Origin of the sequence: Gilliamella sp. Pas-s27 (genome assembly GCF_009795865.1) — a bacterium.
In the GTDB taxonomy this organism is placed as follows: Bacteria; Pseudomonadota; Gammaproteobacteria; order Enterobacterales; family Orbaceae; genus Gilliamella.
This window is the reverse complement of the sequence record NZ_WTEW01000014.1, coordinates 1-15984: the sequence shown is the minus strand read 5'-3', so window position 1 is coordinate 15984 and position 15984 is coordinate 1. Positions and strand designations below refer to the sequence as shown.

At 36.1% G+C, this 15984-nt stretch carries 15 protein-coding genes; 6 read left to right on the top strand and 9 right to left on the bottom strand.

Annotation, left to right across the window (positions count from 1 at the left end):
* Nucleotides 1-25: 25 nt before the first annotated feature.
* From dnaN to GQ589_RS06660, 5 genes are all read right to left on the bottom strand, one after another.
* On the bottom strand, nt 26-1129 hold the full coding sequence (gene dnaN, locus GQ589_RS06680) for a DNA polymerase III subunit beta (RefSeq protein ID WP_160425268.1): 1104 nt from the start codon (nt 1127-1129) through the stop codon (nt 26-28).
* A gap of 14 nt (nt 1130-1143) precedes the next feature.
* Nucleotides 1144-2502: a chromosomal replication initiator protein DnaA gene (gene dnaA / locus GQ589_RS06675; protein ID WP_160400786.1), complete on the bottom strand. Its 1359-nt coding sequence runs from the start codon at nt 2500-2502 to the stop codon at nt 1144-1146.
* Nucleotides 2503-2669: 167 nt separating this feature from the next.
* Complete coding sequence (ompA, locus tag GQ589_RS06670) at nt 2670-3764, bottom strand: porin OmpA (protein WP_160411964.1); 1095 nt, start codon at nt 3762-3764, stop codon at nt 2670-2672.
* Nucleotides 3765-3969: 205 nt separating this feature from the next.
* A complete protein-coding gene (locus tag GQ589_RS06665; RefSeq protein WP_160425266.1) occupies nt 3970-4878 on the bottom strand; it encodes a recombination-associated protein RdgC in 909 nt (302 codons plus the stop codon).
* Between the two features lie 124 nt (nt 4879-5002).
* A complete protein-coding gene (locus tag GQ589_RS06660) occupies nt 5003-5752 on the bottom strand; it encodes a MipA/OmpV family protein (protein ID WP_160425264.1) in 750 nt (249 codons plus the stop codon).
* Between the two features lie 168 nt (nt 5753-5920).
* Between GQ589_RS06660 and GQ589_RS06655 the strand changes: the two genes are divergently transcribed.
* The 3 genes from GQ589_RS06655 (at nt 5921) to GQ589_RS06645 (ending at nt 9318) form a co-directional block, all read left to right on the top strand.
* The gene (locus tag GQ589_RS06655) at nt 5921-7330 is read left to right on the top strand and encodes an aspartate aminotransferase family protein (RefSeq protein ID WP_237397814.1); all 1410 of its coding nucleotides are present in this window, start codon (nt 5921-5923) and stop codon (nt 7328-7330) included.
* 69 nt (nt 7331-7399) lie between these two features.
* Complete coding sequence (locus tag GQ589_RS06650; RefSeq protein ID WP_160425263.1) at nt 7400-8449, top strand: GNAT family N-acetyltransferase; 1050 nt, start codon at nt 7400-7402, stop codon at nt 8447-8449.
* Complete coding sequence (locus GQ589_RS06645; protein ID WP_160425261.1) at nt 8446-9318, top strand: arginase family protein; 873 nt, start codon at nt 8446-8448, stop codon at nt 9316-9318. Before GQ589_RS06650 ends, GQ589_RS06645 begins: the two co-directional genes overlap by 4 nt.
* Before the next feature lie 73 nt (nt 9319-9391).
* Here GQ589_RS06645 and GQ589_RS06640 read toward each other — a convergent pair whose 3' ends face one another.
* Genes GQ589_RS06640 through GQ589_RS06625 form a run of 4 tightly spaced genes read right to left on the bottom strand, consistent with a single transcriptional unit; the run spans nt 9392 to nt 11725 of the window.
* On the bottom strand, nt 9392-9793 hold the full coding sequence (locus GQ589_RS06640) for a multidrug efflux SMR transporter (protein ID WP_160400780.1): 402 nt from the start codon (nt 9791-9793) through the stop codon (nt 9392-9394).
* Nucleotide 9794: 1 nt separating this feature from the next.
* On the bottom strand, nt 9795-10151 hold the full coding sequence (locus GQ589_RS06635) for a hypothetical protein (protein WP_160425259.1): 357 nt from the start codon (nt 10149-10151) through the stop codon (nt 9795-9797).
* A complete protein-coding gene (locus tag GQ589_RS06630; RefSeq protein WP_160411958.1) occupies nt 10151-10984 on the bottom strand; it encodes a carboxylesterase in 834 nt (277 codons plus the stop codon). The genes GQ589_RS06635 and GQ589_RS06630 overlap by 1 nt, the downstream gene beginning before the upstream one ends.
* Nucleotides 10985-10993: 9 nt before the next feature.
* Nucleotides 10994-11725: an MtnX-like HAD-IB family phosphatase gene (locus GQ589_RS06625; RefSeq protein ID WP_160400778.1), complete on the bottom strand. Its 732-nt coding sequence runs from the start codon at nt 11723-11725 to the stop codon at nt 10994-10996.
* A 159-nt stretch (nt 11726-11884) separates the two neighbouring features.
* Here GQ589_RS06625 and GQ589_RS06620 point away from each other — a divergent pair, with 159 nt between their 5' ends.
* The 3 genes from GQ589_RS06620 to glnS all read left to right on the top strand — a co-directional run bounded on the left by GQ589_RS06620 (nt 11885) and on the right by glnS (nt 15902).
* Nucleotides 11885-12613 carry a winged helix-turn-helix domain-containing protein gene (locus GQ589_RS06620; RefSeq protein WP_160400777.1) on the top strand — a complete coding sequence of 243 codons (729 nt, stop codon included), beginning with the start codon at nt 11885-11887 and terminating at the stop codon, nt 12611-12613.
* Nucleotides 12610-13953: an ATP-binding protein gene (locus GQ589_RS06615; RefSeq protein WP_160425257.1), complete on the top strand. Its 1344-nt coding sequence runs from the start codon at nt 12610-12612 to the stop codon at nt 13951-13953. The genes GQ589_RS06620 and GQ589_RS06615 overlap by 4 nt, the downstream gene beginning before the upstream one ends.
* Nucleotides 13954-14225: 272 nt before the next feature.
* On the top strand, nt 14226-15902 hold the full coding sequence (glnS, locus tag GQ589_RS06610) for a glutamine--tRNA ligase (RefSeq protein ID WP_160400775.1): 1677 nt from the start codon (nt 14226-14228) through the stop codon (nt 15900-15902).
* The last annotated feature ends 82 nt before the right edge of the window (nt 15903-15984 follow it).

Here is a 15984-nt window from a genome sequence, read left to right as displayed (position 1 = left end):
AGCCGGAAAATTAAATAAGATTTGATTATAAGCGCATCGGCATAACAACATAAGTGGCAGATTGATTGTTGATATCTTCAATTTGTACACTTGATACCGAATCAGTGAGTAATAGCTGTACGCTATCACATTTCAATGTATTTAATATGTCGAGTAAATAAGTAACATTAAAGCCAATTTCAAGCTCTGATGATTCATATTTTACATCAACAACTTCTTCTGCTTCTTCTTGTTCAGGGTTGTTTGCCGTAATTTTTAGTTGGTTGTTATGAGCATGAAGTCGAATTCCACGAAATTTTTCATTAGATAAGATAGCAACTCGTGATAGGGCATTTCTTAGCTCTTCGCAGGAGACTTCAAGTGGTTTATCTGGATTGCGAGGTAATACCCGTTTATAGTCAGGAAATCTACCGTCAATAAGTTTTGATGTAAAAGTGAAATCACCAAGATTAACGCGTAAGTTGTTATGACCAATTTGCATTGTGATAAGTTCACCGTTATCGTTAACCAATTTTGCCAGTTCAAGTACGCCTTTTCTTGGTAAAATGACCGCATGGGTGGCTTTTGTATTTTGCTCAATGGGTTGAGCACATAACGCTAGTCGGTGTCCATCGGTTGCTACAGTTTTTAGTAGGCCATCTTCAATTTCAAATAACATGCCATTTAAGTAATATCTGACATCTTGATTTGCCATTGAAAATTGTACCGCATCAATAAGTCGTTTTATGGTTCTTTGTGGTACTGAAAGATCAACATCACTTTGCCAATTTTCTAAATTAGGAAAATCGTTAGCAGGGAGTGTTGCTAAAGAAAATTTACTACGGCCAGATTGAATCATTAATCGATTATCGTCAACGCTTATCGAAATTTTGGCGTCACTAGGTAGGTTTCGGCAGATATCAAGAAACTTTCTTGCCGGTACCGTAGTTGCGCCAGGTTCGCTTGGTTCGACTAAGGGTAAATGAGAGATCATCTCTATTTCAAGATCCGTTCCCGTCATTGATAGTGTGTTGTCATTAACTTGTAATAATAAATTCCCCAAAATGGGTAACGTCGGACGATTACTCAGTGGGGCGCTGACAAGTTGCAATGGTTTTATCAGTTTTTCACGATCTATAATAAATTTCATAGTATTGATTCTTTTTAAGTTGATAATGTTCTAATTAAATTGGAGTAATCTTCTTTAATTGCATTGCTTTCTTCTTTTAATTCGGCAATCTTTCTGCACGCATGTAATACGGTAGTGTGGTCTCGTCCACCAAAGCCGTCGCCAATTTCAGGCAGGCTTTTGTTCGTCAGTTCCTTGGCGAGCGCCATTGCGACTTGTCGTGGTCTTGCAACTGAACGAGAACGGCGTTTAGAAAGTAAATCTGATACTTTAATTTTATAATATTCTGCAACTGTTTTTTGTATATTTTCAATAGTGACTAGTTTTTCTTGTAAAGCCAGTAAATCTTTTAAAGCGTCTTTAACAAAATCTATGGTAATGGCTTTACCCGTAAAATTAGCGTTAGCAATAACTCGATTAAGTGCGCCTTCCAACTCACGAACATTCGAACGTAGTCGTTTAGCGATAAAAAAAGCGACTTCTTCAGGTAATTTAATATGATTTTCTTCGGCTTTTTTCATTAAAATCGCAACCCGTGTTTCAAGTTCGGGGGGTTCGATTGCAATGGTTAATCCCCAACCAAAACGGGATTTTAGACGATCTTCAACGCCATCAATTTCTTTAGGGTAACGATCTGATGTTAAAATAATTTGTTGATTGCCTTCTAATAACGAATTAAATGTGTGAAAAAACTCTTCTTGGGAGCGCTCTTTATTGGCAAAAAATTGAATATCATCAATAAGCAAGGCATCAACAGAGCGATAATAATTTTTGAACTCTTCAATAGCATTATTTTGTAGTGCTTTGACCATATCTTGGACAAAGCGTTCTGAATGCATGTAGACAACTTTTGCGTTGGCCTTTTCTTCCATTATTTGATTGCCAACTGCGTGTAATAAATGCGTTTTACCTAAACCTGTAGAACCATATAAAAATAAAGGGTTATAAGCTTTGCCTGGGTTTTGGGCCACTTGTTTGGCTGCCGCAACACCTAGTTGATTTGATTTACCTTCTACAAAACTATTAAAAGTGTGTTTATGATTAATACCCGAGCGATAGATATGATTGTGATTTGTTTCTTTTGTTGTTTGCCAAGCAGGTAAAACGTCTGCTTTACGTTGGCTATTTTGTGTTTTTTTATCTTTAGATACGGTTGAACCAACTTCAAGAAATAGTTTCAAAGAGTCATCATTAAAAAGCTTATTTAGTAATTGGGATATCGTAGCTAAATACTTATTTTTTACCCAATCTAACACAAATCTATTTGGTGCATAAATATAGAGTTTATTATCGACCATCTCCGCTTGCAACGGGCGAATCCATAAGTTGAATTCCGTTGTAGGGATTTCTTCTTGTAACTGAGAAAGGCAATCTTGCCAAATTGCGGTAGGCACGGCAACTCCTTCAACTTTTCTTACTAACAATACCGAGAAGCATTATAATCTCTTTTGTGGATAATTTGTAGATCTAAGCCAATATATAATTTAGTTGTTAACAAAAAAGAAGATAAAAAAACCCGGTTTTTAACCGGGTCTTAATGAATAACTAAAAAAAACAAAGATTATTTTGTTGAATCAGTTACTTGAACTTCTTGAACGTTACGTGCTTTAACTTCAATTTCAACACGACGATCTGGAGCTAAACATGCTTTTAAGTTAGCACCACGAAGCGCATTACATTTAGTTCCTGTAACTGGTTGAGATTTACCTACACCACGTGCACTGATTAAATCAGCAGGAACACCTTTAGAAACTAAATATTTCATTACTGAGTTAGCACGTTGTTCTGATAATTTTTGGTTATAGCTATCTGAACCAATACGGTCAGTATGACCAATTACCACTACAGCGCTTTCAGTTGGATTGATTTTAACAAGGTTTGTTAATAAGTTATCTAATGCTTGACGACCTTCAGCTTTTAAGTCAGCTTTTGCATAAGCAAATAGTACGTCTTCATTTAATACATAACGTTTTACTTCAGTTTTTAATTCAACTGGAGCAGGTGTATTTAATGTTGCTAAACGGTAAGTAATACCCAAGCTTACAGTACCTGCATCTGGAGATGCACCAGTTTTAGTGTGAATATGTTGAACATATTGATACTCTAAACGAGTTGATAAATCGTCACTTAAACGATAATCGACACCTAATGCATAAACAGGAGATAAGTCGGTTTCTGTACCATGATCAAGTTTTTCATATTTTTTCACTAAACCGCCATTTTTCCATTTAGCGATAGTGACCATACCACCTGCACGACCATAGATATCTAACCCGTCAACGATAGGGTAGCTTAATTTACCAGTTAAAGAAACTCCTTGAGCGGAAACTTTACTGTGACCTACGTCATAGTTTTTACCTTCATAGTGGAAAGATCTTTTGTATTTAGCAGAGCCTAACCAGTCGTAACCCAATTCAAATGCTAAATAAGGATTTGCCTGAAAACCAAGGAATGCACCACCCGCGACATTGCTGCGATTTGAAGTACTGATTCCAACGTTATCCCATACGCGAACTTTATTTGCATCTAAACGATAAAGCTCTGACCAACCTAATTTAGCACCTACATAAATAGAGTTGTCATCATATGCTGCATTAGCTGCAGTAGCTGTTAAACTTGCAACTGCGATTGCTAGAGCTAGAGTAGTTTTTTTCATTTTATTGCCTCAACTTATATGTTGTTATAGACGATGTTTAGTTTGTTTGTTTATTGCTTAATAATTTACTTCAATTACTAAATAAAATAACAATTACTTATTTTTATATAATTATGTTGCACATAATCTGTTGCTAGTATAGCACATGTCATAGGCAAATCTATAGATAATGATAGTGCAATGAAAAAATATTTAAATAGTTTTGTTAAACTATTTTATTAATCGTTATATAAAAGTCATTAATGGTGTTGGCTAATGAATTAGCCATAATAAAAAAGTCAGCTTCAAGTTTTTTATCAAACTCATCAGATCCTATATCTTCGTTTTCGTCCAAAATAATCGAATCAAATTTAATTCGTTTAAAGGTTAAATCGCTATTAACAATAAAGCTAACACCTCTTTCATCAATAATTTTAATTTTAGTGACCCATTTGCCAGAATCGAAATGAGCTCGCATTTCTTCACTTGTGATTTCTTGATTTTTACAACTAATAATGCCATTACCTTCAAGTGGATCTTTAAGCTCGGCTTGATCGCCCAATAAAAACGGTGGAAAATTTAGGTTTTCCTTCGTCCATGTGGTCATGATTTGTTCGAGTGGTTTGTCAATCGATAAAGGTGTTAATGCAAGCGAACCAAGCTCTTTGCGTAAAATAGCTAAGATATCTTCGGCTTGTTTAAAGCTACTGCAATCAACAATAATACGTTTATTATTGGTGTCTACCCATAACCAATAGTGGTTATATTTACTAAAAGCCCTTGGCATTAGGTCAATCATAACTTCATCTTTTAAGGTGGCTTTTTCGTTTTTGGTCAACTTTCTACTTAGCGCTTGTTCTTGTTTATCAATTTTTTCTAATAAAGCTTGTTTGATTACAGGAGAGGGCAATATTTTTGTCTCTTTTTTGATGCGTAATAATAAATGTCCTTGCATATCAATAATAAAATCATCTTGATTATTATCATGATAAGGCGAAACCCACCCCATTTTTGTGGTATCTAAATTACCGCATGGTATAAAAGGATGTGATTTGAGTGCGTTTTCAATCGCTTCTTTATTAAGTAATGTATCGTTATTGAGTTGATAAATGATGGCATTTTTAAACCAGAGCATACTTTTCTATTTCCTGAATTTTTTGTGATAGGGAATTTATTTTACCTAAACATTAAACAGCAACCACTGATTATGGCAAGAGGTTATTGTTATCATTTTGTTATTGGGTATAAATCAACATTAATTAAAAGTTATAAGATAACCCCATATAAACTGAAGTGATAGTGCTATTGTCAACCATAGGACTATCTGCTGCATCGCCAGTTAATTTGTCGATATGAATACCGCCAAAAGTCGCTATATTTTGGGTTAATGAATATTGTGCTGCTATTTCGGCGTAAGGTGTTAATGAATTATCTGCATTAAAGTATCGTAATTTTGAACGGGATGATTCTTTATGCGAAACACCATAATAATAATCATTATGTTTACTATTAGCCCAGTTTATACCAATAGACGGTGCTATAACCAAATTATCCTGCATATAAGGGACAGTATAATCGGCATTAACTAAAATACTATTACTTTTGTTTAATACATCGGCGCCGATACTACTAGAAACCCCTCCCCAATTGGTCACAATAGAATATTCTACTTCTGCTAGCAATGTTGAGTGACGGCTATTAAGTTGCTTTAATTGGTGATTATCTGAATTATGTGGTTTAAATTCGTTAGATAAGTAGCGAGCACCAATTGAGACACTTTGGTTATCAGCATTATAAGCATAAACTCCAGCCGATAAATCATCGATAAAAAATAGCTCATTATCATAATCGATATGAGGAATAGGATAATAATTATCGCTATAATTTTTATAAGGTGAATTTGCCCAACCAATGCCTAAACCGAGAGAAGATGGCTCTGCTAAAGCAAACTGGGCTGTTCCTAAAGTGATTACAGATAAAATAGACAGCCCACAAAGTATTTTTTTCATTTTTTATGCCTATCTAGAAGGTGAATGTTTATTAGTAAATTACCCAGATTTAATTGGTTAGCTAATCGTCACAAAATCTATACATTAACTGTACATTGTAACAAACAAATTTCTTGAATAATAATGCCACATTTTATCGTGTTTGAATATGGATTAGTGAGATAAATTATGAGTAAACCAACTTTAGAAATGACTAACAGTCGTCCTGATGATGCTACATTGTTAGCTGACGAAGCTAAATATTGCTCTTTTGGTGATACCGTGCATTATGTTGAACCGCCAAAAATCTTTGATGGTTGTGAAGGTAGCTACATGTATGACAAAGAAGGTAAAGCTTTCCTTGATTTACAAATGTGGTATTCTGCATGTAACTTTGGTTATGCTAATGAACGTTTAAACAATGTTCTTAAAAAGCAAATCGACACGTTACCACAATGTGCTAGTCAATATTTACATCCTACAAAAATTGAATTAGCCAAAACCATTGCCCAAGGTATGGAAAAACGATTTGGTTATGAAGGACGAGTACATTTCAATGTTGGTGGTTCTCAATGTATTGAAGATTCGTTAAAAGTAGTACGTAATGCAACGGGCGGTAAATCGCTAATGTTTGCTTTCCAAGGCGGATACCATGGTCGTACACTTGGCGCTTCTTCAATTACATCAAGTTATCGTTATCGTCGTCGTTATGGTCATTTTGGTGATCGTGCGATGTTTGTTCCATTCCCTTATCCATTCCGTCGTCCTAAAGGTATGACAGCAGAAGAATATGGTGAACATTTAGTGGCTGAGTTTGCACGCCTATTTGAAACCGAATACCACGGTGTTTGGGATCCAAAAGTTGGACAAGCAGAATACGCTGCATTTTATGCTGAACCTTTACAAGCAACGGGTGGTTATATTGTTCCTCCTCGTAATTACTTTAAAGGTCTTAAAAAAGTTTTAGATCAGTATGGTATTTTATTAGTCGTTGATGAAATCCAAATGGGCTTTTATCGCACAGGTAAACTCTGGTCAATTGAACACTTTGATGTTAAGCCAGATGTTGTAGTTTTTGCTAAAGCATTAACTAATGGTCTTAACCCGCTTGGTGGTTTATGGGCGCGTGAAGAATTAATTAATCCTGAGGTGTTCCCAGTTGGTTCAACACATTCAACATTTGCATCAAATCCATTAGGTACGGCAGTTGGTCTTGAAGTATTAAAAATGACTTCTGAAACTGATTACGAAAAAATGGTCATGGATAGTGGTGCTTACTTCCTTGAAGGCTTAAAAACACTTGAGAAGAAACACAAGGAGATTGGCGAAGTTGATGGTTTAGGCTTAGCACTTCGTGCAGAAATCTGTACGGAAGATGGTTTTACAGCCAATAAAGCACTTGTTGACAAAATGGTTGATATTGGTATGTCAGGTGATCTTGATTGGAAAGGTACCAAAATGGGCTTAGTACTTGATATTGGTGGTTACTATAAAAATGTAATTACTTTTGCGCCATCGTTACATATTTCTCGTCAAGAGATTGATCAAGGTATTGAACTTCTTGATCAATTAATTACACGAGCTAAAAAAGAACTTTAATCATTCATTTTAAATCCCCGCCAATATCTATTGGCGGGCTTGCGTGTTACAGTCAATCATATGAACGTTATGAAATACATCAATCAGTTAGAACCCAATGAATTAATAGACAATTTTCTAGAGCATCCCCCGCAAGACTTTTCTGCATGGCTTAGTGAAGATGGTGTGCCTGTTTTTTCAGCAAAGTTTGATCTTTTGACTACGGCTGATGATGATTTCAGACATAAAATTCAGAAGCTGCCTTTTTATCATAAATGGCAACGCTACTTAAAACCCAATACCTGCTTTGTTGGAGCAACTGTTTCTGAATATACGTTATTAAATGATAAAGTTGATGAAAATCAATTATCTGAAAGCCTAAAAACGGCTTATGCTAAACAATATCCTTTCTTGATTGTTAAAGATATTCCTGTTTCATCGCCTTTATTGAGTGAAAAAGACAACAACTATTCATTGCGCTTTATTTCATCACTAAAAGCGCAAGGTTTTATTGAAGTTGAAGGGCAAGCATTGGCTTGGGTACCGATTGATTTTAGTGATATAAATGAAGTCTTTTCCCGTTTTTCGTATAGTCGACGTAAAAATTTTAGACGAAAACTAAAAGCACGAGACAAACTAACCATTCATATTTTGCATAGTGGTGATGATTGTTTTTATCAGCAAACGGTTATAGATGAGTATTACCAACTTTATCTTAATGTTTATGAGCAAAGCGAAATACATTTTGATTTATTGACTAAATCTTTTTTTACTCAGCTATTACAAAATAAAACCCAAAATGCACATATTGTGACTTATTCTCATGATGATAAATTGGTTGGGTATAATATTTGTTTTGTGGTTAATAATATGTTAGTTGATAAATATATCGGCATGGTTTATCCACAGGCAAGAGAACTCAATCTTTATTTTGTCAGTTGGTTTGTTAATCTTGAATATGCTTTGCAACAAGGTTTTAGTCACTATATTGCAGGTTGGACAGATCCTGAAGTTAAAGCCTCATTAGGTGCAAAATTTACCTTTACAAAGCATTTAGTTTATATCCGCAATCGATTATTAAGAGCTGTATTACGAAGATTGATTGGTCATTTTGAAAGTGACAAGGAGAAAGTAGCATGACATGTCCTATTATTCTCAACTTTGATCAAAGTGTTGGTAAAATCGATCATGCTAATACAATTGATGTTACTCAGTGGCAAGACGCAATTCGTTTTGGCTGTACTAAAAAGACGTTTAACCAATTTAACAATGTGTTACAGCAATTTTTACCTGAAAGTCATGGTACAGTACTAATGGGTAGCGGTGATTTTCATCATATTTCATTATTGCTTATTGAACGTTTAGCACAGCAATATTCTGCCGATAATCCAATTCAAGTGGTGATTTTTGATAATCACCCAGACAATATGCGTTATTTGTTTGGTATTCATTGTGGATCATGGGTAAGTTATGTGGCGAATTTACCTTTTGTTAGCCATGTACATGTGCTTGGCATTACCTCTCATGATATTGGGATTACTCATTTTTGGGAAAACCGATGGGCACCACTGTTTCATAAAAAGTTGACCTATTGGAGTTTAGATGTCAATGTTGCATGGGCTAAAAAAATAGGCTTAGGGCATAGCTTTCGGCATTTTGCTACACCAGATGATCTTATTGCTAACTTCCTATCGGAACAATATCACAGCGCACAGCCTGTTTATGTTTCGATTGATAAAGATGTATTAAGTGAAGAGGTGATTCACACTAACTGGGATCAAGGTAAATTACAAACTTATCACCTACTTGATACCATTTCGTCAATTAAATCTAGAATTATCGGTAGCGATATTACGGGGGAACTATCAATATGGCAGCCATCAAATTGGTTTAAACGTTTACTTAGTTCGCTTGATAAACAACCTACTATATCACCAAATAACCTTATCAATTGGCAGCAAGAACAGCATCAGCTTAATTTAACCTTATTAAAGGCATTAGCGGCATAAATTTTTATAAAAAAGTTCAGGAAAGTAAGTGTTTAAGTATAAAAATCACCCACTTTCCTACTATGATTGGAACTTAACTTTGAATATTGTCTGACTCTTGTTTAGATAATTTACTTTCTGCTAACGCTAAAAAGAGAATGCCTGAAACAATTAAAATTGTACCAATTAATTTAAATAATGTAATTGGTTCATGAAATAACCAGATTGAAACCACCATAACGGTTACAACTTCAAAGTGAGATGCCGCAAAAGCAGGCCCTACAGGCGCTTTTTTTAGTAGTGTCATCCAAGTAAAAAAAGTTAAAATATACCCAGCTATTGAGATATAAATCCACGGATTAGTAAATACACGAATTAGCCAATCAACACTCATTGCTAATGGTTCTGCGTGCATTGCAGTTAATTTAAAACTACATTGCGCAATGGTGTCAAAAAACAGCAATACAGTGAATCCAATTATATAAAATCTGGCCATATTAAGACATCCCTACAAAAATAACGCCTGCGGTGATTAATAACATACCAATTAAGCGATAGATGGTCAGTAATTCCTTAAAAATCATTCGACCTACTAGCATAATAGTAATGATATTAAATGAAGCAAGTAATACGCCCTGCGAAAGCGGTACTAACGTTAAAAAGGCTAACCATAATAAAAATTCAGCCACATAAGCGATAATGCCAACCCAAATCCACTTATTTTTAGCTAAATCTAACCAATAGTACCAACCATCGCGGTTATTGGGTGCAATGGCAGCAAATTTAAAAGCGACTTGCCCTAATGTATCAAAACAGATATTACTAACCCAAAGAATGATAACTAATGGTGACATTATGCTTTGATTTCCTCTGCAATCTTATCAAAGAATGATGCACATTCTTTGATTACTTCACGGCGTTGGCTATCAATAGTAATTAAATGGTAACTATCATTTAATACCACTAATTTTGTTGGCGCTGATACCGATTTTTCAACTAATTTGGCATTGGTTTCTATATTAGCGATATCATCGTTACCAGAATGCATAATTAAACAGGGTGAAGTCACCTTAGGTAATTGCTTACGCATCTCTTTTGCCAGTAATTGCATTTCGGCAAGTGCAGGGAACGGGTTACCAGCAAGCCCTGCTGATGCCGCATCGCCACTTAACATACTTTCAGAAACCACAGCTCGAATACGCTCGTCTTTAAGCCCGTAAGGTGGTTTTTCAATAAACACTTTCTTTTGGAAAATACCCAATTTCTTAAAATAAACCAGTAAGAAAAACAGTTTTTTTGCCCAAAATGGCATGCTCCAACCATCATAACAAAATGTTGGTGCTAATACGCCAACACCTTTAATTTGTGCAGGTCTGTCTGCAGCCAACTTTAGTGCCAGTAATGCCCCCATTGATAAACCTGCTACAAATAGATTCTCTACATGCTGTGCTAAATAATCAGCCCCATCTTGCACGCTTTTATACCAATCTTGCCAAGTTGTTTTACATAGATCTTCTTCGGTGCCGCAATGACCAGCTAATTGAATGGCATAAACGGTAAACCCTGCTTTATTTAAACCATTGGCTAAAATTCGCATTTCATTGGGGGTGCCAGTTAAGCCATGAATCAATAGCACACCGTTTTTATTACCGGGTAGAAAGTAAGATAAATCTTCAATTTTGCTCATTAAAATCCCTTATTCTTTTACCATCATGACAGGAATAACCGTTTGTCGGGCTTGTTTTAATGCATCGGTTACATCTGCAAAGCTGGTGATTTTACGGTGTACTATTTTATTTTTTTCACAATAATTAACGAGCTTATCTTTGGCAAAAACAAAATCAACATTGTGTGATACGCAATAGTCTGACGTACCATCGCCAACATAAAGAATCTGCGTAAAATGCTGTTGTTTTTTGACATGGTTACATTTGCAGTTACCACTTTGCTTGATACAACCTTTATTCGCATAAGGGAACTCTAGGCGCCAACTACGAACATTATTATGCATCAGTTTATTGGCAAAAATAGGTAAATTCTCAATGCCATGACGCTTTAAAATAAAATCAATGGCATAATCCAATCCATCACTCACTACGTGAACGGGAATGCTATTTTTTTCGGCGTAATTGATAAACGCTTTAAAATCAGGATCAATTTCAATTTGTGATAAAACGCAATTAAGCTCCTCTAAGCTGGCGTCCATTAAAGCAATTTGTTTGCTCATACACTCTTGAGAGCCAATTTTGCCATTAACCCATAATTCTTCAAGCTCATCACAACCTTCTTGACCAAAATGGCTAAGTAATGTGTCAGTCACATCTTTTACACTAATCGTACCATCGAAATCACACAAAACAATTGGTGTTTGATGTTGTGTATAAGAGGGATGAAAAATAGTGTTTGTTATAGATGAAAAAGTATTCATGTTTGATATAAAAACAGTCTAATTATAGATATTGGCGCAAATTCTCTCATAGAGTGACAATAAACTTTGTAGGCTCTTTGTATATATTTTGTAACGGGGGATAAATTGTCTGTATAATGGCGTATCTTCAGAACAAGCGGTGGTAACTAAAAACAGATAATGAGTGAACGTATATTAATCATCGAGGATGATCAACGGTTAGCCAACTTAATTCAAGTTTATCTTATTCGACAAGGCTATCTTGTTGAGTGGCATAATAGTGGTGCTGGCGCTGAAGAAAAGATCCAACAACTAAATCCTGATTTAGTCATATTAGATGTCATGCTACCTGAAAAATCGGGTTTTGATATCTGCCGAGATATTCGTGCATGGTTTACTAACTATATCCTAATTATGACTGCTAGCGAAGATAATATTGATGAAATTGTAGGGCTTGAATTAGGGGCAGATGACTACTTGGCAAAGCCTGTTGAACCAAGACTACTGCTTGCTCGAATTCGAGCACTATTACGACGAAAACAAATAGAAACCGACAAAGACAACACTAAAGAACTTGTCATACCTCAGAATAATAAAACACTAATCTTTGACCAATTAGCCATCGATGGCGAAAATCGCAAAGTCCTATTGCAAGAACACGAGATTGATTTAACCACCGCTGAATTTGATCTGCTTTGGCTATTAGCCATTAACGCAGGGAACATTTTGTCTCGAGATGATATTTTTTCACAAGTTCGCGGTATTGATTTTGATGGTAGTGATCGTTCAATTGATGCGCGAGTTTCAAGACTTCGACGTAAATTACTTGATGATCCCGATAATCCATCACGCATCAAAACCGTTCGAGGTAAAGGCTATTTATTTATGCGAGAAGGGGAAAACCATTGAGACAATTACTTGCTAAGCCGCTATTTTTTAATCGCCGAATTGTCTTTTACCTCGTTATTTTACTATCATTGCAATGTATTATTGCCTATGGTGCATTACTGGTATTTGATTCGCTACCTTCATCATTAACTGATATGCCCGATGATCATATTGTCTTTCGTGAATCGCAACGGGGCACGGTTAACTTGATTCGCATGCGCATTGATGAAAACAAAGATCGTCCTCTACAAAATGTTGTTGACGAATTACAGCCCTATTTTGGCTATCCTATCACCATTCTACCGACTAACACGCCACTACCCAATACGGTGAACAAAGAATTAGAAAAATTAGGATTTTCATATGATAGTGATGAAGAGGTCATCTATATTGGTCTAAAAGACGGTCATTTGTTGCAATTAGGTCCAATGGTGATGCGAGATATTTTAAAATCCAATACAATGTCATTATCTGTGTTTTTAATTATCTGGGCTTTGTTCAGCGCGATTATCTTTTTTATTTTAATTTATATGGCTTTTAGTGCTGTTTGGAAAGATTTAGTCAATATCAGACAGACAGCTGAACAGCTAGGGCAAGGTAATTTAAAAGCACGGACAGTAAACGTAAAAGGCTGGTTATTTAAGCCACTTGCCAACGTACTCAACAACATGGGGATGCACATTGAACACTTAGTCAGCACCAATCAAACCATATCCCACGCAATGGCTCATGAACTGCGTACACCACTGGCTCGAATGCGATTTGAACTAAGCATGCTTGAAGAATCTCACGACGAACAAGAACGATTATTGCTACAAAAAGGCATGGGTGATGATATTAACGAACTTGAAACATTAATCAATGCCAGTCTAAATTACTTTAAAATGCAACAAAGTAATATTGAACTCAACTTAACGCGTGTATCGCTAAAACAGTGGGGAGAAAGGATCTGTCAATCGTTAATATTATTTAAACCCAAAGACTTTGAACTTACTTGCAATAGCCAAAATATTCAAGCAAACATTGACACCAATTTAGCCGAAACGATCGTCAAAAATCTATTGCTCAATGCCTTTAAATATGCCACGCATAAAGCCGTATTAAACATTAGTAAACAAGAAAATCGCGTCATTATTGAAATTGATGACGATGGTACGGGCATCCCCTTTGAAGCACGAGAAAAGATCTTCATGCCTTTTGCTAGACTCGATACCAGTCGCACCCGCTCAACAGGTGGATACGGACTAGGTTTAGCTTATGTAAAATTAATGGCTGAATTTCATGATGGCAAAGCGTTTGTTGTTACAAGTCCATTAGGTGGCGCAAGATTTGTGGTTTCATTAAAATCAGGTGATGAATAGCGACTGGATTGATAGGTTAATGTGGTCAAAAAGTTGTCAGGAAAGGTATTGATTTTATTGAAGTTTTTATTTGTGTTTTTTTAGTTAACACATTGGTTATTTTATTAAAAAACGGCATTGTTTAAACAAAAGCCAATTTTGTCGATACAAATAACCTGTTTTCCGTTTCAGAAATAACAAAAATTTGTTATATTCATCCACCAACACAAAAAGTAATGGCAAGCAAATATTCTTAATTTGTTATTAATAAATATATCATCAGAGGTTTTTTTATGAGCGGTTCACTACCGACAGAGACTGAAACTCGTCCAACTAACTTTATCCGTCAAATTATTGATGCGGATCTTGCTGCTGGCAAATATAAAACAACGCATACCCGTTTTCCGCCTGAGCCAAACGGTTATTTACATATTGGCCATGCTAAATCAATCTGTTTAAATTTTGGCATTGCACAAGACTATCAGGGCAAATGTAATTTACGTTTTGATGATACCAATCCAGCTAAAGAAGATGTTGAATATGTTGAATCGATCAAACAAGATGTTCGTTGGTTAGGATTTGAATGGGATGGCGACATTTGCTATTCGTCTGATTATTTTGACCGATTATATGAATATGCCATTGAGCTTATCAAAAAAGGACTTGCCTATGTTGACGAGTTATCTACTGATGAAATTCGCGAATATCGGGGCACATTAACTCAACCTGGTAAAAACAGCCCTTATCGTGATCGTCCTATTGACGAAAACTTAGCACTGTTTGAGCAAATGAAAGCAGGTAAATTTGCTGAAGGAAAAGCCTGCCTAAGAGCTAAAATTGACATGGCTTCACCATTTATCGTGATGCGTGATCCTGTGATATACCGTATTAAGTTTGCTGAGCACCACCAAACAGGTAACAAATGGTGCATTTACCCAATGTATGACTTTACACATTGCATTTCTGATGCGATCGAAAACATCACACATTCACTCTGTACGCTTGAATTCCAAGACAACCGTCGTTTATATGATTGGGTATTAGATAATATCACTATCGAAGCACGTCCACACCAGTATGAATTTTCAAGATTAAATTTAGAGTATGCCATTACCTCTAAACGTAAATTAAACCTATTAGTATCAGAAAAAATTGTCGATGGTTGGGACGATCCACGCATGCCAACCATATCGGGACTGCGTCGCCGTGGCTACACACCAGCTTCGATTCGGGAATTTTGTCGCCGAATTGGTGTTACCAAGCAAGAAAACACCGTTGAAATGAGCACGCTTGAGTTTTGCATTCGTGAAGACCTGAACGAAAATGCACCACGTGCAATGGCGGTGCTCGATCCTGTTAAGGTCGTGATTGAAAACTTTTCAGATAATATTGATGAAATACTTAGCATGCCAAACCACCCAAATCGTCCTGAATTAGGCACGCGTGAAGCGACCTTCACCCGTGAAATCTATATCGACCGAGCCGATTTTAGAGAAGAAGCCAACAAAAACTACAAGCGCCTAGTACTTGGTAAAGAAGTGCGTTTGCGTAATGCCTATGTAATTCGTGCTGATCGTGTTGAAAAAGACGCCGAAGGCAATATCCAAACAATCTATTGTAGCTACGATCCGGCTACATTAAATAAAAACCCAGAAGATGGACGTAAAGTAAAAGGCGTAATTCATTGGGTTTCGGCTAAGTTTGCAAAATCTGCTGAAATTCGCTTATATGATCGTCTATTTAACACACCAAATCCAGGTGCTGCCGAGGACTTCTTAGCGACCATCAATCCAACATCTTTAATCATTAAACAAGGCTTTGTTGAAGCAAGCTTACAAAATGCCGAGGTTGGAATGGCTTATCAATTTGAACGTGAAGGCTACTTCTGTTTAGATAGCAAATATGCAACCGACGATAAGCTAGTGTTTAACCGAACCGTTGGTTTAAGAGATAGCTGGAACGAAGCATAATTTAACTCAACCATTCGCCGACTTATTGGGTCGGCGAATGTCCGCATTACAGTAATTTAATTCATCCTAGCCAAATTCAATC